At 62.8% G+C, this 25,821-nt stretch carries 21 protein-coding genes and 1 pseudogene; 12 read left to right on the forward strand and 10 right to left on the reverse strand.

Features of this window, described 5'->3' with window-relative positions; genetic code table 11:
• From rnpA to eutH, 4 genes are all read left to right on the forward strand, one after another.
• A complete protein-coding gene (gene rnpA / locus BMZ42_RS00205) occupies positions 1-348 on the forward strand; it encodes a ribonuclease P protein component (protein WP_091517368.1) in 348 nt (115 codons plus the stop codon).
• A gap of 8 nt (positions 349-356) precedes the next feature.
• Complete coding sequence (gene yidC / locus BMZ42_RS00210) at positions 357-2,183, forward strand: membrane protein insertase YidC (RefSeq protein WP_091517369.1); 1,827 nt, start codon at positions 357-359, stop codon at positions 2,181-2,183.
• A gap of 116 nt (positions 2,184-2,299) precedes the next feature.
• Positions 2,300-2,968, forward strand: a complete 669-nt coding sequence (gene yihA, locus BMZ42_RS00215; RefSeq protein ID WP_091517371.1) for a ribosome biogenesis GTP-binding protein YihA/YsxC — start codon at positions 2,300-2,302, stop codon at positions 2,966-2,968.
• Between the two features lie 153 nt (positions 2,969-3,121).
• The gene (gene eutH, locus BMZ42_RS00220; RefSeq protein ID WP_091517372.1) at positions 3,122-4,351 is read left to right on the forward strand and encodes an ethanolamine utilization protein EutH; all 1,230 of its coding nucleotides are present in this window, start codon (positions 3,122-3,124) and stop codon (positions 4,349-4,351) included.
• 65 nt (positions 4,352-4,416) lie between these two features.
• On the opposite strand, the gene BMZ42_RS00225 is transcribed toward eutH, so the two are convergent.
• Both BMZ42_RS00225 and BMZ42_RS00230 read right to left on the reverse strand, forming a co-directional pair.
• Positions 4,417-6,867, reverse strand: coding sequence for a GcvT family protein (locus BMZ42_RS00225; RefSeq protein WP_091517374.1), 2,451 nt, complete (start codon positions 6,865-6,867; stop codon positions 4,417-4,419).
• A gap of 2 nt (positions 6,868-6,869) precedes the next feature.
• Positions 6,870-7,766 carry a phosphotransferase family protein gene (locus BMZ42_RS00230; protein WP_091517375.1) on the reverse strand — a complete coding sequence of 299 codons (897 nt, stop codon included), beginning with the start codon at positions 7,764-7,766 and terminating at the stop codon, positions 6,870-6,872.
• A gap of 257 nt (positions 7,767-8,023) precedes the next feature.
• Here BMZ42_RS00230 and BMZ42_RS00235 point away from each other — a divergent pair, with 257 nt between their 5' ends.
• Complete coding sequence (locus tag BMZ42_RS00235; protein ID WP_091517377.1) at positions 8,024-8,392, forward strand: hypothetical protein; 369 nt, start codon at positions 8,024-8,026, stop codon at positions 8,390-8,392.
• Positions 8,393-8,770: 378 nt separating this feature from the next.
• Here the strand turns inward: BMZ42_RS00235 and BMZ42_RS18200 are convergent, their stop codons facing one another.
• From BMZ42_RS18200 to BMZ42_RS00260, 6 genes and pseudogenes are all read right to left on the reverse strand, one after another.
• The gene (locus BMZ42_RS18200; protein ID WP_244523115.1) at positions 8,771-8,980 is read right to left on the reverse strand and encodes a formate dehydrogenase subunit delta; all 210 of its coding nucleotides are present in this window, start codon (positions 8,978-8,980) and stop codon (positions 8,771-8,773) included.
• Positions 8,981-9,037: 57 nt separating this feature from the next.
• A pseudogene (fdhD, locus tag BMZ42_RS00240) lies at positions 9,038-9,844 on the reverse strand (formate dehydrogenase accessory sulfurtransferase FdhD); the annotation flags it as partial.
• A 37-nt stretch (positions 9,845-9,881) separates the two neighbouring features.
• Entirely contained in the window at positions 9,882-12,758 is a 2,877-nt protein-coding gene (fdhF, locus tag BMZ42_RS00245; protein ID WP_091517380.1) for a formate dehydrogenase subunit alpha, read from the reverse strand.
• Between the two features lie 62 nt (positions 12,759-12,820).
• Entirely contained in the window at positions 12,821-14,377 is a 1,557-nt protein-coding gene (locus BMZ42_RS00250; protein ID WP_091517381.1) for a formate dehydrogenase beta subunit, read from the reverse strand.
• Entirely contained in the window at positions 14,374-14,850 is a 477-nt protein-coding gene (locus BMZ42_RS00255) for a formate dehydrogenase subunit gamma (RefSeq protein ID WP_091517383.1), read from the reverse strand. The genes BMZ42_RS00250 and BMZ42_RS00255 overlap by 4 nt, the downstream gene beginning before the upstream one ends.
• 147 nt (positions 14,851-14,997) lie before the next feature.
• Positions 14,998-15,894 (reverse strand): LysR family transcriptional regulator, encoded by an 897-nt coding sequence (locus tag BMZ42_RS00260; protein ID WP_091517384.1) that lies wholly within the window; start codon positions 15,892-15,894, stop codon positions 14,998-15,000.
• A 146-nt stretch (positions 15,895-16,040) separates the two neighbouring features.
• Here BMZ42_RS00260 and BMZ42_RS00265 point away from each other — a divergent pair, with 146 nt between their 5' ends.
• The 4 genes from BMZ42_RS00265 to BMZ42_RS00280 all read left to right on the forward strand — a co-directional run bounded on the left by BMZ42_RS00265 (position 16,041) and on the right by BMZ42_RS00280 (position 19,276).
• Complete coding sequence (locus BMZ42_RS00265) at positions 16,041-16,601, forward strand: NADPH-dependent FMN reductase (RefSeq protein ID WP_342028898.1); 561 nt, start codon at positions 16,041-16,043, stop codon at positions 16,599-16,601.
• Between the two features lie 149 nt (positions 16,602-16,750).
• Entirely contained in the window at positions 16,751-17,917 is a 1,167-nt protein-coding gene (locus BMZ42_RS00270; RefSeq protein ID WP_091517387.1) for an Mrp/NBP35 family ATP-binding protein, read from the forward strand.
• A gap of 100 nt (positions 17,918-18,017) precedes the next feature.
• Positions 18,018-18,821, forward strand: coding sequence for a 2-(1,2-epoxy-1,2-dihydrophenyl)acetyl-CoA isomerase PaaG (gene paaG, locus BMZ42_RS00275; protein WP_091517389.1), 804 nt, complete (start codon positions 18,018-18,020; stop codon positions 18,819-18,821).
• A gap of 44 nt (positions 18,822-18,865) precedes the next feature.
• Positions 18,866-19,276, forward strand: a complete 411-nt coding sequence (locus BMZ42_RS00280) for a hypothetical protein (RefSeq protein ID WP_091517391.1) — start codon at positions 18,866-18,868, stop codon at positions 19,274-19,276.
• Positions 19,277-19,301: 25 nt separating this feature from the next.
• Here BMZ42_RS00280 and pdxR read toward each other — a convergent pair whose 3' ends face one another.
• Positions 19,302-20,795, reverse strand: a complete 1,494-nt coding sequence (gene pdxR / locus BMZ42_RS00285; protein ID WP_091517392.1) for a MocR-like pyridoxine biosynthesis transcription factor PdxR — start codon at positions 20,793-20,795, stop codon at positions 19,302-19,304.
• 237 nt (positions 20,796-21,032) lie between these two features.
• On the opposite strand from pdxR, the gene pgi reads away from it, so the two are divergent.
• The gene (pgi, locus tag BMZ42_RS00290; protein ID WP_091517394.1) at positions 21,033-22,676 is read left to right on the forward strand and encodes a glucose-6-phosphate isomerase; all 1,644 of its coding nucleotides are present in this window, start codon (positions 21,033-21,035) and stop codon (positions 22,674-22,676) included.
• A gap of 4 nt (positions 22,677-22,680) precedes the next feature.
• Complete coding sequence (locus tag BMZ42_RS00295; protein WP_091517395.1) at positions 22,681-23,388, forward strand: HAD family hydrolase; 708 nt, start codon at positions 22,681-22,683, stop codon at positions 23,386-23,388.
• Positions 23,389-23,444: 56 nt separating this feature from the next.
• Here the strand turns inward: BMZ42_RS00295 and BMZ42_RS00300 are convergent, their stop codons facing one another.
• The gene (locus BMZ42_RS00300) at positions 23,445-25,133 is read right to left on the reverse strand and encodes a long-chain-fatty-acid--CoA ligase (protein WP_244523095.1); all 1,689 of its coding nucleotides are present in this window, start codon (positions 25,131-25,133) and stop codon (positions 23,445-23,447) included.
• A gap of 31 nt (positions 25,134-25,164) precedes the next feature.
• Between BMZ42_RS00300 and BMZ42_RS18205 the strand changes: the two genes are divergently transcribed.
• A complete protein-coding gene (locus BMZ42_RS18205; RefSeq protein WP_244523096.1) occupies positions 25,165-25,722 on the forward strand; it encodes a hypothetical protein in 558 nt (185 codons plus the stop codon).
• Positions 25,723-25,821: the final 99 nt, after the last annotated feature.

Here is a 25,821-nt window from a genome sequence, read left to right on the forward strand (position 1 = left end):
TTGTCGGACCGGCCCACCGGTAGAATTCCCGGGCGCTTGAAAAAGCGCTCGGAATTCCTGGCCGTGCGACGCGGAGAAAAGCGTCGTGGACGGCTTTTTCTGCTTGAAGTGCTTGATCGTGCAGATGGCGATGCGCCCCGCGTCGGGTTCACCGTCACCAAGAAAGTGGGCAATGCGGTGGTCAGAAACCGCGTCCGCCGACGGCTGAAAGAAGCCACGCGCGTTCATGCCGCTGATGACATGACGACGGGCAGCGACTATGTGATCGTCGGGCGACGCGAAGTGCTGAATGCCTCCTTTGACGATCTGAAGCGGGAACTGTCCCGCAGAATACGTGGCTCGCGGTAAGGGTACCGATGGAAAACAATCGTAATTTCTTCATCACGATCGCGCTTTCCGTGCTGATCCTCGTGCTTTGGCAGGTGTTCTACATGAACCCGCGCGTCGAAGCACAGCGTGAGGTCGCCCGCATCGAAGCCGAGCGTAACCAGGTTGCTCAGGAAGCCGTCACGCCGCAAGCCGGCGGTGGCGCAGCGGATATTCCCGGTGCCGCGCCTTCGGATAGCGCCGCCTCCGTGCCGGGCGCAGCGCTTGGCGGGCCACTTGGCCCGACCCGTGATGTCGCGCTGGCTGCGAGCAATCGCATCGCTGTCGACACGCCGCGTCTGAGCGGTTCGATCAATCTCGTTGGCGGTCATATCGACGATATCCTGTTGAAGGACTACCGCACGACGGTTGAGCCGAATTCGCCCAATATCGAATTGCTGCATCCGGCCTCGATGGCCGATGGCTATTATGCCGAAGTCGGCTTTGTCGGCAGCGAGTCGACGGGAGAGGTTCCCGGTCCGGCCACGGTCTGGTCCGTCGAGGGCGAACAGACCCTGACCCCGGCAACGCCCGTGACCTTGACCTATACCAATGACAAGGGCCTGACCTTCACGCGCACCATCGCGGTCGACAACAATTACATGTTCACCGTGTCCGACGCGGTGGCCAATGCCGGCAGCGCGCCGGTCACCTTGTCGAACTATGGCCGTATCGCGCGTATTGGCCAGCCGCATACCGACGGCTTCTTCATCTTGCATGAAGGCCTGATCGGCGTCACCGGCACTGAAGGGCTGCAGGAGATCAAATATTCCGATCTCGCCGAAAAGCGCCAGATTCAGCCGGGCAAGTCGCAGGATGGCTGGATTGGCGTCACCGACAAATACTGGGCCGTCGCCATCGTGCCGTCGAGCGCGCAGCCGTTCCAGCCGCGCTATGCCTATTTCGATGATGGACGCACCCGCTATCAGGCCGACTTCCTGACCGATCCGCTGGTGGTCGAGCCGGGCCAGTCGCGCACGGTCGAGACGCTGGTTTTCGCTGGCGCCAAGGAAACCGCCCGCATCGACGCCTATCAGGACGAGCGCAACATCCGCCAGTTCGACCTTCTGATCGACTGGGGCTGGTTCTATTTCATCACCAAGCCGATGTTCTATCTCATCGACTTCCTGTTCAAGATGCTGGGCAATTTCGGCCTTGCCATCCTTGCGACCACGGTTGTCGTGAAGGCCATCTTCTTCCCGCTCGCCAACAAGTCGTACAAGTCGATGGCGAACATGAAGAAGGTGCAGCCCAAGCTGCTTGAAATCCGCGAGAAATACGCGGACGACAAGATGAAGCAGCAGCAGGCGATGATGGAGCTGTACAAGACCGAGAAGATCAATCCGCTCGCAGGTTGCTGGCCGATCCTGATCCAGATCCCCGTGTTCTTCGCGCTCTACAAGGTTCTCTACGTCACCATCGAAATGCGCCACGCGCCGTTCTTTGGCTGGATCAGGGATCTGTCCGCGCCGGATCCGACCTCGCTGTTCAACCTGTTCGGTCTTCTGCCGTATGACGTGCCGTCCTTCCTGATGATCGGTGTCTGGCCAATCATCATGGGCATCACGATGTTCCTGCAGATGCGCATGAACCCGACACCGCCCGATCCGACGCAGGCCATGATCTTCAACTGGATGCCGGTGATCTTCACCTTCATGCTGGCGACGTTCCCGGCCGGTCTGGTGATCTACTGGGCGTGGAACAACACGCTGTCGATCACCCAGCAGGGCATCATCATGAAGCGTCAGGGCGCCAAGATCGAATTGTGGGACAACCTCGTCGGCCTGTTCAAGCGCAAGCCCAAGGCAGCCGAATAGGCGCAGCGGGAAATACATTGACAGAAGGCCCGGACGACGGGCCTTCTTTGTGTCTGCTGTTGGGTGTGCGCCCTAAAGGACGCAGCCGGCAGCACAATAATTCAGGGACGAAACCGATGACAGATGTGACCACTCCCGTACTCAGCGAAACCGCGCGTGGTCTCTTCAACCATCCGTGGGTGTTCATCCGTGGCGTGCCGTCGCTTAAATTCCTGCCGCCAGAAGGGCCAGCCGAGATCGCCTTTGCCGGCCGCTCCAATGTCGGCAAGTCGTCGCTGATCAACGCGCTGGTGGGCAAGAAGGGGCTTGCGCGCACGTCCAACACGCCGGGCCGCACGCAGGAACTGAACTACTTCGTCCCGGATGGCTATTCCGGCGAGAAGGGCGACCTGCCGCCAATGGCGCTGGTCGACATGCCCGGCTATGGCTATGCGCAGGCGCCCAAGGAACAGGTGGAGGCCTGGACCAAGCTGGTGTTTGATTATCTGAAGGGCCGCGTCACGCTCAAGCGCGTCTATGTGCTGATCGATTCGCGCCACGGCATCAAGAAGAACGACGAGGACGTCCTTGCCCTGCTCGACAAGGCTGCCGTGTCCTACCAGATCGTCCTGACCAAGCTGGACAAGATCAAGGCTGCTGGCGTGCCGCGGCTGATGGCTGAGACCGCCGAGAAGATCAAGAAGCGTCCGGCGGCGTTCCCGCAGATCCTGGCGACGTCTTCCGAGAAAGCGGAAGGTCTCGACGAATTGCGCAACGCTATTGCGCTGGTCGTCAACGGCGGTTGAAAACCGCTTCGCGCCACCATTACCTAGCGTAAAGTTTGTGGCGCAAGCCATGTGCTTGGCATACGATTGCGTTGCCTGTGGGGAAATTGCGTCCGAAGGCGCAGACAGGCGGCGCGGAGCCGCGAGGTTTCGCTTCTTGGAGGAGGGGAACCTATGGCTTCAATCGGAACTTACGTCATCTACATCATCATGGCGTGCGCGGTTGCCGGTGCCATCGCATCGATCCGCAACGCTGAAGAAGGGCTCGGCAAGGAATTCCGCGAAGGCATCTATGCCATCGGGCCGATCTTCATTCCGGTCGCCGGCATCATGGCGTCGATTCCATATCTGTCGGAATTTGTCCGGGTGCTGGTTGGCCCGCTCTTTTCCGCCATCGGCGCCGATCCTGCGATTGCCGCCACCACCATCATTGCCGTCGACATGGGCGGCTATCAGCTTGCCGACGCCCTGGCGCAGACCCGTGACGGCTGGATCATGGCCTCTGTGGTCGGCTACATGGCCGGCGCGACGATCATCTTCTCGATTCCCGTCGGTCTGGCGATGCTGCAAAAGAGCGACCACAAATATATGGCGCTCGGAATCATGTCCGGCATCTTGAGCGTTCCGATTGGCGTGTTCATCACCTGCGCGCTGCTCGCCATCTCGGGCATGGATGTGCGCCCCGCCATCGCCACCGCAGATCCGGAAACGATGCATGCCATCGGGCTGGGCTTTGGCACCATCATCATCAATCTCTTGCCGCTGATCGTGTTCTGTGGCGCCATCGCGCTCGGCCTGCGCTTCATCCCGGATGCCATGATCACCGGCTTTCTCTGGTTCGGTCGCATCATGTATGCCGGCATCACGCTGGTTCTGGTGTTCTCGATCGTCGAATATTTCACCGGCTTCTTCTCCAACGTCATCGGCGGCTGGGGCTTTGACCCGATCATCGCCGACGAGGCGGACCAGTTCCGCGCCCTCGAAATCGCCGGCTATATCGGCATCATGCTCGCCGGCGCGTTTCCGATGGTCTACCTTCTGACCAAATATCTTGCCGGCCCGATGGAAGCGTTGGGCAACAGGATCGGGGTCGAAGCGCAGGGCGCAGCCGGACTGCTGGCGGCTTGCGCCAACATTCTGGCGATGTTCCGCCTGATCGCCGGGATGCGTCCGAAAGACAAGGTGCTCGCCATCGCGTTCGCCGTCTGCGCCGCGTTCATGTTCGGCGATCACCTCGCTTTCGCCGCCAATTTCCAGCCGACAACGATCCTGCCATTGCTTCTGGGCAAGATTGGCGGCGGCATGGCTGGCTTTGCCATCGCATTGTGGCTGTCGGTGCCAAAGGCGGAACAGCTGGCCGCCAGCGAGCCGGATATGGCCATCGTGCAACCGGCGATTGCCTGACACAGCAAGGGGGACAGTCTGACCGGACTGCCCCCCTTTTCTTTCCAAATGCTCGAAAGCTCGGATCAGGCCTTCACGCGCTCTGCCTTCGGGTCGTAGAGCGGCTCCATGTGCAGCGTTGCCGCAACAGTTTCCATCGCCACCACCAGCTTATAGGTGCCGGAGTGGAGGAACGCGTCGCTGACGCCGCCATCATGGCGGACATAGCCGTAGCCGATGTTCTTTCCGACCGTGTAACCATAGCCGCCCGAGGTGAGATAGCCGACCGGCACGCCATCGCGCAGGATCGTTTCGCGTCCGACCAGCACCACGTTAGGGTCATCAACGGTGAAGCCGGCAAACCTCTTGGCCGGCTGCTGGCCGATTGCCGCCTGCGCCGCCTTGCGCCCGAGGAAGTCCGTGTCCTTCTTCAGCTTCACCGCCCAGCCGAGTCCCGCTTCAAACGGTGTATCGTTGGGCGTGATGTCCGAGCCCCAGGCGCGATAGCCCTTTTCGAGACGCAGCGATTCCAACGCGCGATAGCCAACCGGGCGGATGTCATAGGGCTTGCCCGCCTGCATCAGCGCGTCGAACACGTCGCCGGTGGCATTGATCGGGATATGCAGTTCCCAGCCAAGCTCGCCGACATAGGTGACGCGCAGCGCCCGCACGAGATGGCCGGCAATGTCGATCTCGCGCACATGGCCAAACGGGAACGCAACGTTCGACACATCCGCCGCCGTCACCTTCTCCAGCACCCGCCGCGCCTCCGGTCCCATCAATGACAACGTGCCGAACTGTTCCGTCACATCGCTTAGCGTTGCATCGAGGCCGGCGTCGATATGGTCGGCGATCCAGCCAAGATCGTGGGTACGGAAGCCGGTGCCGGTAACGATGTAGAACAGATCGTCCGCCAGCCGCGCCACGGTCAGGTCGGATTCGATGCCGCCGCGCGTGTTGAGCAGCTGCGTATAGGTGAGGCGGCCCGCTGGCTTTGCCACGTCGTTGGCGCAGATCCAGTCGAGCGCCTTTTGCGCATCCTTGCCGCGCAGTTGATATTTGGCGAAGGACGACTGGTCGAACACGCCGACCTTGTCGCGCACATGCGCATGCTCGCGCCCGACCGCGTCGAACCAGTTCTGCCGTCCCATCGAATAGACATCCTTGCCGCCGCCCTCTGGCGCAAACCAGTTGGGCCGCTCCCAGCCGAGCTTGGAGCCGAACACCGCGCCATGCGCCTTCAGCCGCTCATAGAGCGGCGAGACGATGGCCGGGCGACCGCTGTCATATTCTTCATGCGGATAGCCGATCGTGTAGTGCTTGCCATAGGCTTCCAGCGTGCGCTCGCGCACCCAGTCGCGGTCGCGATGCAGGCCGGAGAAGCGGCGAATATCGACGGTCCACAGATCGAGCGGCGCTTCGCCATCGACCGCCCATTGCGCCAGCACCCAGCCTGCGCCACCGCCCGACGCGATGCCGAACGCGTTAAAGCCCGCGCCGACGAACATGTTGGCGCATTCCGGCGCCGAGCCGAGGATGAAATTGCCGTCGGGGGTAAAGCTCTCGGGGCCGTTGATCATCTGCTTGACCCCGACATTCTCCAGTTCGGGAATGCGGATCATCGCCTGTGTCATGTGCTGTTCGAAATGGTCGAAATCGTCGTCGAATAGGCGAAATTCCCATTCGTCCGGAACGTCGCCCCCGGCAAGGCCGGTTGTCCAGGCCTGCGGGTTCGGCTCATAGCCGCCCATCACCAGTCCGCCGACTTCCTCCTTGAAATAGATGCGCCGGTCGGGATCGCGGATCGTCGGCGCGTCGCTTGCCAGTCCCGCTACCTTCTCGGTGATGATGTATTGATGCTTGACCGGTTGCAGCGGCACGTTGATGCCAGCCATCGCGCCGACCTGCCGCGCCCATTGGCCGGCGCAGTTGATCACCGTGTCGCAGGCGATGTCGCCTTGCGTCGTCTTCACCTTGACGATGCGGCTGCCATCCATCTCGAAGCCGGTGACGCGCACCCCTTCAACGATTTTCGCGCCATGCATGCGCGCGCCCTTCGCCAGCGATTGGGTGATGTCGGACGGGCTTGCCTGTCCGTCGGTCGGCAGCCATGACGCGCCGACGAGGTCCGACACGTCCATCAGCGGCCACATCCGTTTCACTTCTGCCGGCGAGATCAGCTGCATGTCCATGCCAAAGCTTTTGGCGGTGGTCGCCAGCCGCTTGAATTCGGTCCAGCGGTCCTGATTGGTTGCCAGCCGCAGGCAGCCGGTCATCTTCCAGCCGGTCGCAAGGCCAGTCTCGGCCTCCAGCCCCTTGTAGAGATCGACCGAATACTTCAGCACCCGGGTGATCGAGGCCGACGAGCGCAGCTGGCCGACCAGCCCTGCCGCATGCCAGGTCGAGCCGGAGGTCAGCTGGCCCTGTTCGAGCAGCAGCACGTCGGCCTTGTGATCCTTCGCCAGATGGTATGCGGTGGAGCAGCCGATGATGCCGCCGCCGATGACGACGTAGTGCGCGTGGGTTGGCAGCGCCATGGTCAGGCCTTTCCGTAGCTGGTGCGATAGGCATCGAGCATGGCGTCGAGCCGTTCCAGGTTTTCATCCGCATAGGCGACGAAATCGACGCCGGGCGTGTTGAGATGCAGTTCGGAGACCATGCTCCACATCGCCTCGCGCAGCAGCGAGGCGCATTGCATCGCGGCCATCGACTTGCGCAGCGCCGGAGTCGGCGTGGCATCGAAATAGATCCCCAGCAGTTCCTCGGTCTCTTCCGGCGAAAAGCCTGCATTGGACGACAGGCCCGCCAGATCAAACATTGCGGTCGAAAACCCGGCATATTCGAAATCGATCAGCCAGAGCCGGTCGCCGGTATCCAGCAGGTTTGCCGGCAACAGGTCATTATGGCCGAACACGATGGGCAGCGGCAGCTGTGCCTTCTCCAGTTCATCGGCGAGTTCCAGATAGATGCCAAGTTCGGGCACCTTGCGGCTGTTGCCTGCTTCCAGCGTGCGGGCATAGTCGCGGATGACGTGGAACACCCAGAACATGAAGCCTGCGCCCGACACATGAGCGGCCATCGTGTCGTGGTAGTCGCGCATGATCCTGGCGACGCGCGGCAAGTTCTCGCGCACATCTTCCGGCGTGAATGTCCGGGCGCCGAGATGCGCGCTGACCATGACGCCGGGGCGGTAATATTCCAGCGCCGGGGCAAAGCCTGCCTCATGGGCGGCGCGTGCGGTCATCGCCTCGCGCTCGCGGCAGACATGATGAAACGGGTAGTCGCTGCCGAAACGCACCACGTGGCGTCCGGCATCGTCGACCACAAGGAAATTCTCGTTGGACAGCCCGCCATGTAGGGGCTCGACCGTGATCGCGCCCTGCCACAGCGGCAGCGCGCGAATGCGACCCGCAGTTGTTTCGGTCAATTCTTGCATCTCCTCCCAGCGTGCAAAAGAGAAGACTAAGCTGAACTTTCTGCCGGTGCTAGCGCATGTCTGACGAAAATGGGGACCGGATTGAAGCTTCAGGTGTCAGGCATGAACTTTTCGCGGCACCGAAAGCTGTCCTGCCTCGCGGTTCTGGGGCTGGTGACGCATCCTGCAGTCGGTTGTTTAGGGTTTTCTAAAAAACACGTGCAAGCGCCGCCGTTTGGTGAGATATTTCCTTCACCTCTATGAAGGGAGGGGAACAAATGCCAAGGTTGTCGAACTATTATTTCGGAACTGCCATCCTGTTCCTGATTGCCGGCATCATGGTCGGCCTGCACATGTCGATGACGCAGAATTACACATCCACCGGTGCGCATGCTCACATCAACCTTCTGGGCTGGGTGACCATGTCGCTGTTCGGCATTTATCTCGCACTCAATCCCGCCAAGGCCGCATGGGGTTTGGCGCGGATTCAGTATTACGTCTATGTGCTTGGCGTGCTGGTGCTGACGTGCAGCCTGTATCTGTTGCTGAACGGTTATCAGCAGATGGAGCCGGTTGTCGCCATCTCGTCGCTGGTTGCCTTTCTGGGCGTGCTTTTGTTCGCGGTCATCATTTTCCGCCGCGCCTGAAAGCCTGTCATGCGCCTGTCACATGCCGCGCGTATTACAACCAGGAACCGAACACCCAGCCAATGACCGCGGATGAACCGGCAGCGGCAGGGAAATCGGGAGAAGGTCGGGCTCACCCGGCCTTTTTTCTTTTTTTCAAAGCAATCCCAGCAAAAGTGCGAAGCGGTTTTGCGTTCGGGATTGCGTAGAAACAAGGAACCGCAGCAATCCCAGCAAAAGTGCGCAGCGGTTTTGCGTTCGGGATTGCTTGGGAAAGGGAACCGGAACAATCCCAGCAAAAGTGCGAAGCGGTTTTGCGTTCGGGATTGCGTAGAAACAAAGAACTGAAGCAATCCCAGCAAAAGTGCGAAGCGGTTTTCGTCTGGGGTTGCGTAAAACCTATGCTGTCGCGTGCTCTTCGGCGGGGCGTCGGATCGAAGCGCCGGCTTCCGCCACGATGGGCCGCAGCCCTTCGCCGCCGGCATCCAGCACCTCGAAGAACTGCCGGCGCATGCGTGGCTCCCAAAACTTGTTGATGTGTTCGGCAATCCCGGCAACCCCTTCCGCATGCGGCTTGGATTCGAAGAAGACGCCGATCTGATTGGCCATGCGAATGATCTTGGCATGGCGATCCTGGCTGTGCGCCTCTTCTTGCTGCACGTCATCAACTCCGATTTTCAGTCGTTCCGGGTGGGTAAACACGTCGAATTCGTCGCCGCGCACCAGCGCGACCAGCGTCATGCCCGACATTTGCGCCGTGCGCACGGCCAAAGCCGTCGGGGCGGAAACGGCAACGATGAACGGCGAGCCGATGGCCGCCGCCTTCTGCACCATCTCGACCGACACGCGCGAGGTCACGATCACCGCGCCGCTGCCGCCGTCGATGCCGGCCTTGGCGAGTGCGCCCGCAAGCTTGTCGAGCGCGTTGTGGCGGCCGACATCCTCGCGCGCTGCAACGATGCCCTTGCCGGGAATGTAGAAGCCGGCGGCGTGCACCGCGCCGGTCTGGGCGTGAAATGGCTGCTGGCGCGACAATTGCCGCACTGCGCCGGTGATGTCGTCTTCATTGAGCGTCAGCGTCGAGGCGCGCACGTCGCTGGCGCTGCGCATCGCCTCATCGATCGACTCGATGCCGCACAGCCCGCATCCGACCGGACCTGCCAGCCGCCTGCGCCGCGCCTGAAACCGCGTGTTGGCGCTGTCCTTGAGGCGGATCTGGATATCCACCCCGGACTCAACATCCTCCACGTTCACCGAGGCGATCTCGTCGAGATGCGAAATGATCCCCTCGGTCAGCGAGAAGCCGAGCGCGAAATCGTCAAAGTCGGCGGGGCTTGCCATCATCACCGCATGCGTCGTGCCGGCATAGGACAGCGCCACCGGCGTTTCTTCCGGCACGTTGCGGTCGGCCCGGCTGGTGCCGTCCTTGCGGTGGGCGATGCGCGAGGCGGTGCTGATCGGCGGGCGGCTCATGGCGTCAGTTTCCTTCATGCCGACCCGCTGTACCGCATCATTCTGCGGCCTCCAGCGGCTTGGCGATCACGCGCGAGCGGCGCGACAGGTCTTCATATTCTTCCTGCCATTCCGATGGCCCGTTGGACGGAGCCACCTGCACCGCCGTCACCTTGTATTCCGGGCAGTTGGTCGCCCAGTCGGAGAAGTCGGTGGTGATGACATTCGCCTGCGTGTCGGGGTGGTGGAAGGTGGTGTAGACCACGCCCGGCGCCACGCGGTCGGTGATCAGCGCGCGCAGCGAGGTCGATCCGGCGCGCGAGGCAACCCGCACCCAGTCCTCATTGCGGATGCCGCGCTGTTCGGCGTCGTGCGGGTGGATTTCCAGCCGGTCTTCTTCATGCCAGGCATTGTTGCCGGTGCGCCGCGTCTGCGCGCCGACATTGTACTGCGACAGGATGCGACCCGTCGTCAAAAGCAGCGGGAAGCGCGGGCCGGTCTTCTCGTCGGTGGCGACATATTCGGTGCGGATGAACTTGCCCTTGCCGCGCACGAAGCCGTCAATATGCATGATCGGCGTGCCCATCGGCGTCTTCTCGTTGCACGGCCATTGCACCGAGCCGACCCGCTCGAGGAAGTCGAAGGAGACACCGGCAAAGCTCGGCGTCGTCTGCGAGATCTCGTCCATGATCTGCGACGGGTGGGTGTAGTTCCAGTCGAGGCCGAGTGCGCGGGCCAGCGCCTGCGTCGCCTCCCAGTCGGCATAGCGCGCCTTCGGCTCCAGAACTTTGCGCACCAGATTGATGCGGCGCTCGGCATTGGTGAAGGTGCCGTCCTTTTCGAGGAAGGTCGATCCCGGCAGGAACACATGCGCAAAGCGGGCTGTCTCGTTGAGGAACAGGTCGTGCACGACGACGCATTCCATCGCTGCCAGACCCGCCGAGACATGCCTGGTGTCCGGGTCCGACTGCAGGATGTCCTCACCCTGAATGTAGATGCCCTTGAACGAGCCTTCGACTGCCGCGTCGAGCATATTCGGAATGCGCAGGCCCGGCTCGTTGTCGAGCTTCACGCCCCACAGGCTTTCATAGATCTCGCGCACCGCGTCGCCGGAGATGTGGCGATAGCCCGGCAGTTCGTGCGGGAACGAGCCCATGTCGCACGAGCCCTGCACGTTGTTCTGGCCGCGCAGCGGGTTCACGCCGACGCCACGACGGCCGATATTGCCAGTCGCCATCGCCAGATTGGCAATCGCCATCACCGAGGTCGAGCCCTGGCTGTGTTCGGTCACGCCGAGGCCATAATAGATCGCGCCATTGCCGCCGGTGGCATAAAGGCGCGCCGCGCCACGGATCGTTTCGGGATCGACACCGGCATAGGCGCCAACCGTCTCCGGGCTGTTTTCCGGCATCGCCACGAACGACGCCCAGTCCTGGAATTCCGCCCAGTCGCAGCGCTCGCGAATGAAGGCTTCGTCGAACAGCCCCTCGGTCACGATCACATGCGCCAGTGCGGTCAGCACCGCGACATTGGTGCCCGGCTTCAGCGGCAGGTGGAAATCGGCTTCGACATGCGGCGTGCGCACCAGGTCGATGCGGCGCGGGTCGAGCACGATCAGGCGCGCGCCTTCGCGCAGCCGCTTCTTCATGCGCGAGCCGAACACCGGGTGTGCGTCGGTCGGGTTTGCACCGATCAGCAGAACGACATCGGTGTCTTCGATGGAATCGAAGTCCTGTGTGCCAGCCGAAGTGCCGAAGGCTTGCCCGAGGCCATAGCCGGTGGGCGAATGGCAGACGCGGGCGCAGGTGTCGACATTGTTGTTGCCGAAACCCTGCCGCACCAGCTTCTGCACGAGGTAGGTTTCCTCGTTGGTGCAGCGCGAGGACGTGATGCCGCCGACCGCGCCGCGACCATATTGGTACTGTATGCGGTGAAATTCGCTGGCGGTATATTCGAGGGCCTCTTCCCACGACACTTCGCGCCACGGATCGGTGATCTTCTGGCGGATCATCGGCTTGAGGATGCGGTCCTTGTGGGTGGCATAGCCATAGGCGAAGCGACCCTTGACGCAGGAATGACCGTGGTTTGCATCGCCGCCCTTGTAAGGCACCATCCGCACGACCTCGTCGCCCTTCACTTCGGCCTTGAACGAGCAGCCGACGCCGCAATAGGCGCAGGTCGTCACGGTCGAGCGTTCCGGCATGCCCAGTTCCAGCACGGACTTTTCGCGCAGCGCGTCGGTCGGGCAGGCCTGCACGCAGGCACCGCACGACACGCATTCGGACTCGATGAAGCTCTCGTTCATCGAGGCGACCATCCGGCTTTCGAAGCCGCGTCCCTCAATGGTCAGCGCGAAGGTGCCCTGCACGTCCTCGCAGGCGCGCACACAGCGCGAGCAGACGATGCACTGCGACGGATCATAGGTGAAATAGGGGTTGGATTCGTCGTGGGCGATATAGTCGATATTGAGCGAGCCGTTGCCGGGCGCGAGATGGTTGCGGCCATCGCTGCCATAGCGCAGATCGCCCAGCCCGACATCGCGCGCCACCTTGTCGAACTCGCTTGCGCCGGTGCCAGCCGTCTCGCCACGCCCGATGGCGTGGTCGGAAGCGTAAAGCTCCATCACGCCGCGCCGCACGGCGGTCAGCCGGTCCGACTGCGTCTTGACGACGATGCCCTCGGCGACCGGTGTGGTGCAGGACGCCGGCATGCCGTTGCGCCCTTCGATCTCCACCAGGCAGACCCGGCAGGAGCCGAACGCGTCGACCATGTCGGTCGCGCACAATTTGGGGATTTCCACCCCGGCTTCCATCGAGGCGCGCATGATCGAGGTGCCTTCGGGCACCGTCACGCTCTTGCCGTCAACGATCAGCGTGACCTGCTTTTCCGCCTTGGATTCAGGCGTTCCGTAATCGATTTCGTGGACCAGACCCATGGTTCAGGCTCCTGAGAAAGATATAGCGCACGAACGCGGCAGGATAAGGGGCGCAAGCTGGCTCATTCGGCTGCCTCCAGCGCCGCGCGCGGGCGGAAATCGTCGGGGAAATGCGTCAGTGCGCTCATCACCGGGTAGGGGATGAACCCGCCCAGCGCGCACAGCGAGCCGAACTTCATCGTTTTGCAGAGGTCGGTAACCAGTTCGATCTGCGCTTCGGGCTCGATGCCCTGCGCCAGCCTGTCGAGCGTCTCCATGCCGCGCACCGAGCCGATGCGGCAGGGCGTGCACTTGCCACAGCTTTCGACGGCGCAGAACTCCATCGCAAAGCGCGCCTGCTTGAGCATGTCGGCGCTGTCGTCGAACACGGTGATCCCGGCGTGGCCGATCAGCCCGTCCTTGGCGGCAAAGGCTTCATAGTCGAACGGCGTGTCGAACAGATCGCGCGGGAAGTAGGCGCCCAGCGGTCCGCCCACCTGCACGGCTTTCACCGGGCGCCCGCTGAACGTGCCGCCGCCGATCTCATCGACGAGCTCGCCAAGCGTCATGCCGAAGGCCGCTTCAAACAGGCCGCCATGCTTCACATTGCCGGCAATCTGGATCGGGATCGTACCGCGCGAGCGGCCCATGCCGAAATCCTTGTAATAGGCCGCGCCCTTGTCGAGGATCACCGGCACCGAGGCCAGCGAGATGACATTGTTGATCACCGTCGGCTTGCCGAACAGGCCTTCAATCGCTGGTAGCGGCGGCTTGGCGCGCACCACGCCGCGCTTGCCTTCAAGGCTGTTGAGCAGCGAGGTTTCTTCGCCGCAGACATAAGCACCCGCGCCCGCGCGGATTTCCATGTCGAAGGCATGGGCCGAACCCATCACGCTGGTCCCGAGGATGCCGGCGCGCCGGGCGATCTCGACGGCACGGTTCATCGTCGCGATGGCGTGCGGATATTCCGAGCGCAGATAGACAAAGCCCTTGGTCGCGCCCGTGGCGATACCGGCAATCGTCATGCCCTCGATCAGCACGAAGGGGTCACCCTCCATGATCATCCGGTCGGAGAAGGTCGCCGAGTCGCCTTCATCGGCATTGCAGACGATGTATTTCTGGTCGCTTTGCGTGCCCAGCACCGTGTTCCACTTGATGCCGGTCGGAAAGCCTGCGCCACCGCGTCCGCGCAAGCCGGACTCGGTCACGGTCGCCACGATGTCGGCGGGCGCCATGCTGGCCGCTTTTTCCAGCCCGACGAGGCCGCCATGGGCGCGATAATCGTCGAGCGACAGCGGGTCGGTGATGCCGCAGCGTGCAAAGGTCAGGCGCGTCTGGCGGGCAAGGAAGGGGATTTCCTCGACCCTGCCGAGCGACAGGCGGTGAGCGCCGCCGTTGAGGAACCCGGCATCGAACAGCGCGCCGACATCGCGCGCCATCACCGGGCCATAGCCGATGCGGCCTGTCGGTGTTTCCACCTCGACCATCGGCTCCAGCCAGTAGAGCCCGCGCGAACCGTTGCGCACGATCTGCGCGTCGATGCCGCGCGCGGCCAGTTCCTGGGCGATGGCTTTTGCCACCTTGTCTGCACCCAGCGCCAGCGCGCCGGAATCTGCGGGAACGTAAATCTTCGTGGTCATGCCCGCACCTCGGCAACAATCTCGTCGGCCTTGGCGGCGTCCAGCCGTCCGATCACTTCGCCGTCCAGCATCGCGGAGGGCGCGCAGGCGCACAGGCCGAGGCAGTAGACCGGCTCCAGCGTCACCGCGCCGTCAAGCGTCGTCTGGTGGAAGTCGATGCCGAGCAGGCGCTTGATCCGCTCCGCCACCGCGTCCGATCCCATCGACTGACACGCTTCGGCGCGGCACAGCTTGAGCACATGCCGTCCCGCCGGAGCCTTTCGAAAATCGTGATAGAAGCTGGCGACGCCATGCACTTCGGCGCGCGACAGGTTCAGCGCGTGGGCGATGACCGTCAGAGATTCCTGTGGCAGATAGCCGAAATCGGCCTGAACCTCATGAAGAATGGGAAGCAGCGGGCCTTCGAGGCCGGCGAGCCGCTCTACGATCTCCGCCGTCCGTGCCGAGACTTCGGTACCTTGCGCCTGCACCATGCGGCAGCGCCCTCCCTGCATACATACTCAACGTTCCTCTATGAGATACTGCGCATCCGCACGAGAAAATCAATAAAGCTGCGCCGTTGATTGATAGAAGAACCCTATCAAGCGCGAGCGATGTATACAGTTGAACTGTTCGGTCGGCTATTTGCTCTGGAAGGCTTTTGCCAGCCGCTGCGCCTCCTCAAGCAGTGCGGCGACCAGCGGGGTGCGCGGCTCGCGCGCCGCCACCACCAGCCCGACGCTGTGCGAGGCGTCCGGCCCGACAATCGGGATCGCCCGGATCGGCTCGGCAAAGCCGAATGTTTCGGCCAGGTTCAGCGGCATGATTGACGACCATTTGCCGGTGCGGATATGCGAGAACAGCACGATCATCGAGTTCGATTCCAGCGTCGGTCGCGCCGATGCGCCCGCTTCCGCCAGATGATGATCGATGATGCGCCGGTTCTGCATGTCCGGTGTCAACAGACACAGCGGCCGTTCGGCGACTTCCGACCAGGTGACCTGCTCGCGTTCCGAAAGCGGCGTGCCTGCCGCCGTGATCAGCTGATAACGCTCGGCATAAAGCGGCACTGACAACACCCGCCCCAGCGGCTCGTTGTCGAGATAGGTGATGCCGGCATCAATGTCGAAATTGCCCAGCAGCGACAGCACTTCAATTGAGGTGCGCGACAGGATGGTGAACGACACGCCCGGATGGCGCTCGCGAAATGGCGTCGTCAGAAGCGGCGTCATCGCCAGCGCGGTCGGAATCGCGGCAATGCGCAGCCGTCCCGACAAGCCGCGCCGTGCCGCGTGCATTTCCTCGCGCATGGTGCGCGTGTCGTTGGTGATCCGCCGCGCCCAGACCAGCACCTGCTCGCCTTCCGGCGTCAGCGCCTGAAAGCGCGAGCCGCGCAGCACCAGCATCACGCCAAGCTGGTCTTCCAGCTGCTTGATCCCCGCCGACAGCGTCGGCTGGGTGATGCCCAGTTCCTCGGCTGCCTTGCCGAAGTGCCGCGTGCGCGCCAGCGCCATGAAGAATTCGAGCTTGTCGATCATGGCGGCAAGCCTAGCCGAGGCGCGTGCGCCACGCCAGCAGGGCAGTCACCTGAAAGTGCCTGCTTGTCCTTTTTGCTGCATCGCGTCATCAGGTCCGCAAGGCGTCCTCCCGCGCCTGCAAATCTGAAATGAAGAAGTGAATTGCAATGAAACTCAACATCATCATCGGCAGCACGCGTCCGGGCCGCATCGGTCCCAAGGTTGCAGCGTGGGCCGAAACCTTCGCCCGCGAGCACGGCAAGTTTGACGCCAATCTGGTCGATCTGGCCGATTTCGCCCTGCCGGTCTATGACGAGCCCAAGCATCCGCGCATGCAGGATTATGCGCATGACCATACGAAGAAATGGGCTGCGTCCGTCGATTCCGCCGACGCCTACCTGTTCGTGACGCCGGAATACAACTATTTCCCGCCGGCTTCGCTCATCAACGCCCTGAGCTATCTGAGCCATGAATGGGCCTACAAGCCCGCGGCAGTCGTCAGCTATGGCGGGATTTCGGGCGGTCTGCGGGCCGCGCAGGAACTGAGACTGATGCTGACCACGCTGAAGATCATGCCGATCCCGGAGGGCGTGCCGGTGCCGATGGTGTTCGGCATGCTGAACCCCGAAACCGGCTTCACGCCGACTGAACCGGTTGTGGACGGCACCCGCCTGGTGCTGGACGAATTGCACAAATGGGCTGACGCACTGACGGCGCTGCGCCAGTAGTCAGCTTCGCTGGAGGCCGGGCGTCGCAGGGCCCGGCCTTCCGTGACGTGGAATAGCTGGCCTGCGACGCTGGCAGACTTGGTTCGCGCGCCAAACTGGACTATCTCAGATGCAGCCAACGGCTTGAGCCCAAGGGGTAGTGCTTAAAGATGTCAGTTACCAAAGACGCCGTCATTGAAACGCTGAAGACCATCAAGGGGCCCGATTTTGAAGGCGATCTCGTATCGCTCGGGCTGGTCTCGGATATTTTCATAGCCAACAACAAGGTTTTCTTCTCGATCACCGTGCCAGCGGATCGCGCCCAGGCGCTTGAGCCGCTGCGTGCCGCCGCCGAACGTGCGGTCAAGGCAATTCCCGGTGTCGAAGGCGCGGTCGTCGCGCTTACCGCGGAAAAGAAGGGCGGCGGCATGGAATCTGCCCCGCCGCGCCCCGCACCTGCGCCACGTCCCGCCGCTGCCGCGCGTCCGGCTGCGCCGCTTGCGCCAGCAGGTCGCCAGCAGGGCAAGGCCGGCGTTCCGGGTGTCGGTGCCATTATTGCCGTTGCGTCCGGCAAGGGCGGCGTCGGCAAGTCGACCACGGCGGTCAATCTCGCGCTTGGTCTTTCCACGCTCGGCCTCAAGGTCGGCGTGCTCGACGCCGATATTTACGGCCCGTCGATGCCGCGTCTGCTCGGCATTTCCGGTCGTCCCGAAACGGTTGACGGTAAGGTTCTCAAGCCGATGCAGAACTACGGCATCAAGGTGATGTCGATGGGCTTCCTCGTCGAAGAGGAAACGCCGATGATCTGGCGTGGACCGATGGTGATGTCGGCTTTGTCGCAGCTTCTGCGCGAAGTCGAATGGGCGCCGCTCGACGTGCTCGTGCTCGACATGCCGCCCGGCACCGGCGATGCCCAGCTTACCGTCGCCCAGCAGGTGCCGCTCGCCGGCGCCGTGATCGTCTCGACGCCACAGGACATGGCGCTGATCGACGCACGCAAGGGCATCAACATGTTCAAGAAGGTCGACATCCCGCTGCTCGGCATCGTCGAGAACATGAGCTACTTCCTCGCCCCCGACACCGGCGCGCGCTACGACATTTTCGGCCATGGCGGTGCCCGCCGCGAGGCCGAGCGTCTCGGCGTGCCGTTCCTGGGCGAAGTGCCGCTGACGATGGATGTGCGCGAAAGCTCCGACGGTGGCCGCCCGGTCGTTGCCTGCGATCCCGAAGGCGCACAGGCGAAGATCTACCGCGCCATCGCCGCCAAGGTCTGGGAGCGTGTTCAGGTCGAGCAGCAGGCAGCCAAAGCCGCCGCGCCAACGATTGTGTTTGAGTAGAGGGAAGGGGAGTAGGGAGTTAGGGGAGTAGGGAAAATACCTGCTGCCTGTTCCCTTACTCCCTTTTTCCCCTATTCCCCTAACTCCGGAGGAACCCCGCTTGACCGAAACGCCCGTCATCTTCGAACGCCGCGACTTCTATGCTGTCATCACGCTTAACCGCCCGGATCGCCTGAACTCGCTCAATGAAGCGATGCATCTGGCCCTGCGCGCCGCACTGGAAGAGTGCGAGGCGGATCCAGATTGCGGCGCGATCATCCTGACGGGGGCAGGGCGGGGCTTTTGCGCCGGGCAGGATCTGGCCGGTCGCGATCCGACCTTGCAGGGCGAAAGCCCGGACCTCGGCAGCACCCTGCAGACCTATTACAACCCGCTGGTGCGCAAGCTGCGCGCCATGCCCAAGCCGGTGATCTGTGCGGTCAACGGCGTTGCAGCGGGTGCCGGGGCCAACATCGCATTGTCCTGCGACATCGTTCTGGCCGCCCATTCGGCGAAATTCATTCAGGCCTTTTCCAAGATCGGCCTCATCCCCGATGCGGGGGGCACTTACTGGCTGACGCGTCATCTGGGTGAGGCGCGCGCCAAGGCGCTGGCGCTCACCGCCGCGCCGCTGTCGGCGGAAGATGCCGCCAATTGGGGTCTTATCTGGAAGGCGGTTGCCGATGAGCAGCTGATGGCTGAGGCCGTCGCCCTTGCCGAAGGCTTCGCCAATGGTCCGACGCGTGCGTATGGACTTACCAAGCAGGCGATTCAGGCAGCCTCGACCAATTCGCTCGAAGAGCAGCTCGACCTTGAACGCTCGCTGCAGCAGCAATGCGGCTGGTCCGACGACTACAAGGAAGGCGTGCTGGCGTTTCTGGAAAAGCGTCCTGCCGATTTTCGCGGTGCACGCAAGAAGCAGTAGCGTAAGTTTTCACTTACCGAAACCCAGTGACGGGAAACCGCATCATGACGCGTCGCAACTCTTCTCTCGGTTTCCTTGGCCGGTTCGGGCGCTCTGCCGATCTGCGCGCCCTCGATGCCGCCTTGCGTGCTGTCGATATCCATCCGGCAATGGTGCCGGATGGCGCAAAGCTGACCATCGTCAATCTGATGAAGGACCAGTGGCCCGATCAGGAGCCGCCGCAAAGCGCCTATCCGCCGGTGGCGCAGCTGTTCGGTTTCTGCATCGTCGGGCCGGACGAGTTCGCCCGCGCCAATGGCCCCGATGCCACGGCTGAGGCTGAACGGCGTCTCGACAGGGCACTTGAGCGCGAAGAAAGCTTCGACGCCCAGCTCGTGCTGCTGGCGCTGCATTCAAAGCTCGTCAGCCCCAAGCTGGTCGAGCTTTACGGTCTCAGCGCCTCCAGCGAGGATTGAGAAGATCAGCCAGGCAGCGTGCTACTTATGCCGCCGCGCGTCGTTGCACCGCCTGTGCCAGCTCCCGAATTCCCGGCTCGATATTGTTGAGCGTGATCGACGAGAAGCCGAGCCGCAGGAAATGGCCGTTCTGCTGCGGCTGATCGAAGAAGCGCGCGCCTTGCTCGATCAGCACGCCCCGTGCTGCCGCCGCTTGCGCGATGGCCGCGCCATTGGTGCCGCGTTGGCCGCGCAGCCAGATCGAGGTTCCGCCCGGCGTGTCGGTAATGTGCCATTCCGGCATCTGCGCCTCGATCGCTTGCGTCAGCCGCTTGCGCCGCTCGGCAAAGGCCGTTGAAAGCCGGCGCACCAGCGCTTCATGATGGCCCAGCGACAGGAACAGCGCCACGGCGCGCTGGTTGTTGGCGGGCGGATGGCGCAGCATGAAGCGGCGCAGGGCCCGCAACTCCGCGATCAGCCCCGCCGAAGCAACGATGTAGCCAAGCCGCAGGCCCGGTGCGAGCGTCTTCGACAGCGAGCCGACATAGATCACGCGTCCCGCGCGGTCCTGTCCGCGCAGCGCCTGCTGCGGTGCGTCATCGACCAGCTGGCTGTCATAGCCATCCTCGATGATCAGCCGGTCATGCTTCTCGGCATCGTCGAGAATCTGCTGGCGACGTTCCTGCGACAGCGGCACCATCGTCGGGCAGTGGTGGTTGGGCGTGACGAACACGAAGTCGCTGTCACGCGGGATTGCCGAAGGGTCGATGCCTTCCTGGTCCACCGGCACGGGCGTCACTTCAGCGCCGGCAAGCCGGAAGATCGAGCGCGCATCGGGATAGCCGGGGTCTTCCATCGCCACCTTGGTGTCGCGTCCCATCAACAGCGTCGCCAGCATGTAGAGCGCGTGCTGCGCGCCCAGCGTCACGATGATCTCGTCCGGATTGGCGAAGATGCCGCGCCGGGGCAACAGCCGCGCCTGGATCTGTTCGATCAGCAGCGGGTCGTCGCGGTCCACCATGTCGGCGGCCCAGTTGCGGATTTCCAGCACCGCCAGCGCCATGCGGTTGCACTCGCGCCATTCGGCGGTCGGAAACAGCGACGGGTCGAACTGGCCGTAGACAAACGGGTAGGACGCCTTGATCCAGTTCTCGTGCTTGCGCGGTTCGGGCATTTCGGACGGCGCCATCTTGCGCCGCGCCTTCCAGTCGATCGTGTCCTGTTTTTCCTTGATCCCCGGCTCGCGGATGCGCCCCGGCGTTGCCAGCACTTCCGGGTTCACGAAGTGCCCGCGCCGTTCCTTGGCGACGAGAAAGCCCTGATCGACCAATTGCTGGAACGCCAGCACCACCGTCCCGCGCGCCACGCCAAGCTTCTGCGCCAGAATCCGGCACGAGGGCAGCGGCATCGAGGCCGCGATCTGCCGGTCGAGGATGGCAGCGACGATTGCCTGACGGATCTGTGCCTGAAGGGTCTGCCCGGAATCGGTCGAAATTCGAAACAGCCCGGACCAGATAGCCGGATCGGTACGTGATGACATGCAATGCTCCCCAACTGCACCGGATCCACTGGGCTGCGGTTCTGGCTCAACGCATTGAAGACTGGTCCAATGATTTGCACCAGTGAAATAAATTGATCGTACCAATGCGCATCACTGATACGTGCGATTTGCGCCAGAACCGTGCCTTGGCCGTCTGTTTTGACAATTGTCGCTTGAACCCTGACGCTCTCGGGGCATATGAGTTGCGGCACCTTCTGCTGGTTTGCGGAGATTGATATGGGCACCAAGAATTTCGACGCAGCTCTTGCCGCGCTCAAGGCTCACCGGGAACAGCAGGGTGATTTCGACCTGCGCGCGGCGTTCGCTGCCAATGGCAATCGTTTCGAGGCGTTTTCTGCCCGGCAGGACGACCTGCTGTTCGATTTCTCCAAATGCGCTCTGACCAGCGAAACGCTGACGCTGTTGCACACGCTTGCCATCGCGGCAGGTGTGGAAACGCGTCGCGCCGCGATGTTTTCCGGCGGCAGGATCAACAACACCGAGGACCGTGCGGTGCTGCATGTCGCCTTGCGCGCGCAGCAAGGTGAGCGCGTGATGCTCGACGGCCATGATGTCGCCGAAGACGTGCACGCCGTGCTTGCGGCGATGGCGGACTTTGCCGAAGGCATCCGCAGCGGCGATCTGACCGGCGCCACCGGCAAGCCGATCACTGATGTCGTCAATATCGGCATCGGCGGCTCCGATCTCGGCCCGGCGATGGCGACGCTCGCTCTGGCGCCCTATCATGACGGGCCGCGCACGCATTTTGTCTCCAATATCGACGGCGCGCATATCGCCGACACGCTGAAGGGTCTTAGCGCCGAGACCACCCTGTTCATCATCGCGTCCAAGACCTTCACTACCATCGAGACGATGACCAATGCTGCCACCGCGCGGCGCTGGGTCGCCGAGAGGCTTGGCGAGGAAGCTGTCGGCCATCACTTTGCCGCCGTTTCCACTGCGCTCGACAAGGTCGCCGCCTTCGGCATCGCTTCTGATCGCGTCTTCGGTTTCTGGGATTGGGTCGGCGGGCGCTATTCGGTGTGGTCGGCTGTTGGCCTGCCGGTCATGATCGCCGTCGGCGCGGACAATTTCCGTCAGTTCCTGGCCGGTGGCCACGCCATGGACCGGCATTTTTCCGACACGCCAGCCGCCCGCAACGTGCCGCTGCTGATGGGGTTGGTCGGCTATTGGAACCGCGTCGTGTGCGGCTATCCGACCCGCGCGGTGATCCCGTACGATCAGCGCCTTGCGCGCTTGCCGGCCTATCTGCAGCAGCTCGACATGGAGTCCAACGGCAAGGGCGTCACAATTGATGGCGCGCCGGTGGCAACGCCGACCGGGCCGGTGGTGTGGGGCGAGCCGGGCACCAACGGCCAGCACGCCTTCTTCCAGCTTCTCCATCAGGGCACCGACATTGTGCCGGTCGAGTTTCTCGTCGCCGCCAACGGCCACGAGGCGGATTTGCGCTTCCATCACGAATTGCTGCTCGCCAATTGTTTCGCGCAATCGGAAGCGCTGATGAAGGGGCGCACGCTCTATGAGGCGCGCGCGCAGATGCTGGCGAGGGGCATGTCTGCCGATGAGGCCGAACGCCTCGCACCGCACCGTGCGTTCCCCGGCAATCGTCCGTCGGTCACGCTGCTCTACCGGATGCTCGATCCCTATACGCTGGGGCGCTTGATCGCCCTTTACGAACATCGCGTCTTCGTTGAGGCGCAGCTATACGGCATCAATGCCTTCGACCAATGGGGCGTCGAACTGGGCAAGGAACTCGCCACCGGCCTCTTGCCTGTCGTGGAAGGCAGAGAGAATGCCGCAAACCGCGATGCCTCCACCGCAGGCCTCGTGGCACATATGCACGAACTTCGCGAAGGATAATCTGTTGGCCGAAATCAAGGGCATTCTGTTCGACAAGGATGGCACGCTTGTCGACTTTCATGCGACGTGGTTCGCTGCCGGCGACACCCTCGCCATGCGCGCAGCCGAAGGCAATCGCGAGCGCGCCAATTTATTGATGGAGCAGGCGGGGTTCGATTTCGAAACCCATCGCTATCTGCCCGATTCCGTGTTTGCCGCAGGCACCAACGCTGACATTGTCGAGTTGTGGTATCCCGAGCTCGACCTTGCGGCGCGAAACCTCATTCTCGCCGATTTCAACAGTTTCACCTCGTCGCAGGATGCGGCAACGCCGGTGCCGCTGGCAGGCTGCCGCGACACGCTTACGACGCTGCACGCGCGCGGCCTCAAGCTTGGCATCGCCACCAACGATTCCACCAGCGGGGCGGAGCGGACGTTGCTCGCCCTCGGCGTGGCGCAGATGTTCGAGGCGGCCTATGGCTATGACGCGGTCGCCAATCCGAAACCCGCGCCCGACACCGTCTATGCGTTCTGCGACCTGACCGGCCTCAAGCCGTCGCAACTCGCCATGGTCGGCGACAATCGTCACGATCTGGAAATGGCAAAGGCCGGCGGCGTCGGCCTTGCGGTTGCGGTCCTGTCCGGCACCGGCACCCGAGAATCGCTCACCCCGCTCGCCGACATCGTGCTCGACTCGATCAGCGATCTTCCGGCCTATCTGGCCGGGGCTTGAAACTGGCGTCATGAAAAAGCCCGCGCGAAGCGGGCCTTTTAAGTTGTCTCGTCGGATCAGCGCAGCTCGCGCCGCAGGATCTTGCCGACATTGGTTTTCGGCAGCTCGTTGCGGAATTCGACATGGCGCGGGCGCTTGTAGCCGGTCAGGTTGTCGCGGCAATAGTCGAGAATGTCCTTCTCGGTCAGCGCCATGTCCTTGCGCACCACGAACACCTTCGGCACTTCGCCCGACTTCTCGTCCGGCACGCCGACAGCTGCCACTTCCAGAATGCCCGGATGCATCGCCAGCACGTCCTCGATCTCGTTCGGATAAACGTTGAAGCCGGAGACGAGGATCATGTCCTTCTTGCGGTCGACGATCTTCACATAGCCCTTCTCGTCCATGAAGCCCATGTCGCCAGACTTGAAGTAGCCGTCTTCGGTCATCACCTTGGCGGTCTCGTCGGGGCGGTTCCAGTAGCCGGCCATCACCTGCGGGCCGCGGATGAGGATTTCACCGACATCACCCAGCGGCAGATCGTTGCCATCGTCGTCGCGGATCGCGACATCGGTGGACGGGATCGGCAGGCCGATGGTGCCGGAGAAGGATTCCGCGCTGAACAGGTTGGCGGTCGCCACCGGCGATGTTTCCGACAGGCCGTAGCCTTCCGAGATCATGTTGCCGGTCAGCTTGTGCCAGCGTTCGGCAACCGCGCGCTGCACCGCCATGCCGCCGCCAAAGGTCAGCATCAGCGGCTTGAAGTCGAGCTTCTGGAAGTCCTCATTGTTCAAAAGTGCATTGAACAGCGTGTTGAGGCCGGGGAAAACGTTGATCGGATGCTTCTGCAGATCCTTCACGAAGGCCGGAATATCGCGCGGATTGGCGATCAGCACGTTCTCCGCGCCTTGCTTCATGCCCATGAACGCGTTCACGGTCAGCGCGTAGATATGATAGAGCGGCAGCGGGCACACGAAGACGAGGCGCGTCGGGCGCTGGCGCTTGGTGAAGGCGGTTTCGAGCCATGCCTGGTTCTGGCTGGTATTGGCCAGGATGTTGCGATGGGTCAGCGTCGCGCCCTTGGAAACGCCCGTCGTTCCGCCGGTATATTGCAGGAAAGCCACGTCCTCCTGGCCGATATCGACCTTCTTGAACGTTCTTGAGCGGCCGTCCTTCAGCATGTCCTTGAAGCTGATATGGCCCGGCAGGTTCCAGTTCGGCACCATCTTCTTGACGCGACGCACCACCAGATTGACGACATGGCCCTTCAGCCCGAGCATGTCGCCCATGGCGGCCACGACGACGTGCCTGACCGGCGTGTTCTTGATGACGGTTTGCAGCGTGGTGGCGAAATTCTCCAGAATGAAGATCGCCTCCGCGCCGGAATCCTTCAGCTGGTGCTCCAGTTCGCGCGGCGTATAGAGCGGGTTGACGTTCACCACGGTGTAGCCGGCGCGCAAAACCGACATCAGCACCACCGGATATTGCAGCACGTTCGGCATCATGATCGCGACGCGCGCACCCTTCTGCAGGCCTTTCGACTGCAGCCAGGCCGCAACATGCAGCGAGGCTTCATCGAGCTGTGTGAAGGTCAGGCTCTTGCCCATCGAGGTGAAGGCGGGACGGGTCGAATATTTCGCACAGGCCTTGGTCAGCATCTCGGCCAGCGAATTGTCCTCGATCGGTCCGATCTCTGGTTTCACGACGCTTGGATAGCTGGAGAGCCAGGGTTTGGCAGCGTAAGGCGAGGCAGGAGTAGCAGTCACGGTTTCAGGCGCTTTCACGGCAGCTTTGGTCTTGGAGCTGTCAGTCGTTGGTGTTTTAGCCGCAGTTTTCGCCGCAGTTCTTGCTGGCTTGTCGGCTGTTGCTGCCTTGGCGGCGGGTTTGGCTGACGCCTTGTCGGCGGCGGGTTTCGAGGCGGTCTTGGCTGGAGCCTTTGGAGCAGCGGCAGCTTTGGTCGTGGCTTTCGCGGCCGGCGCGCTCTTGGCTGCAGCCGGCTTGGCGGTTTCTGCCTTCGGCGCGGCAGCGGCCTTTGTGGGAGCAGGCTTCGCCGGGGTGGCCTTTGCGCTGGCCTTCGCCACCGGTTTTGCCGCGGTCTTCGGCGCGCTCGCCTTTGCCGTCGCCGCTGCGGCCTTGGCAGGCGTCGCCTTTGGCTTTGGCGTGGTCTTTGTCTTGGCGGCGCTGTCCGCGCTTTTTGCTGCCGAGGCCTTCGAGGTGGCGGCCTTCGGGGTGGCGGCTGGTTTTGCCGCAGCCTTGCTGGCGGTCTTCACCGCTTCCGGCTTGGTGGTCGCTGGTGCGTCGGTCTTCGTCGAAGCTGCTTTTGCCGGTGTTTTCGCCACTTTGGTTTCCTCCTGAGTTGGGGGGTCTGCGGCGCGCCTGTCCGGCACGTCTCTTGCGTCTTCAAAGTCTGTCTGGCTCTGAAGACCGCCCCGCCTTATCTCGTCAACTATGGCG

This window comes from Aquamicrobium aerolatum DSM 21857 (genome assembly GCF_900113935.1).
In the GTDB taxonomy this organism is placed as follows: domain Bacteria; phylum Pseudomonadota; class Alphaproteobacteria; order Rhizobiales; family Rhizobiaceae; genus Aerobium; species Aerobium aerolatum.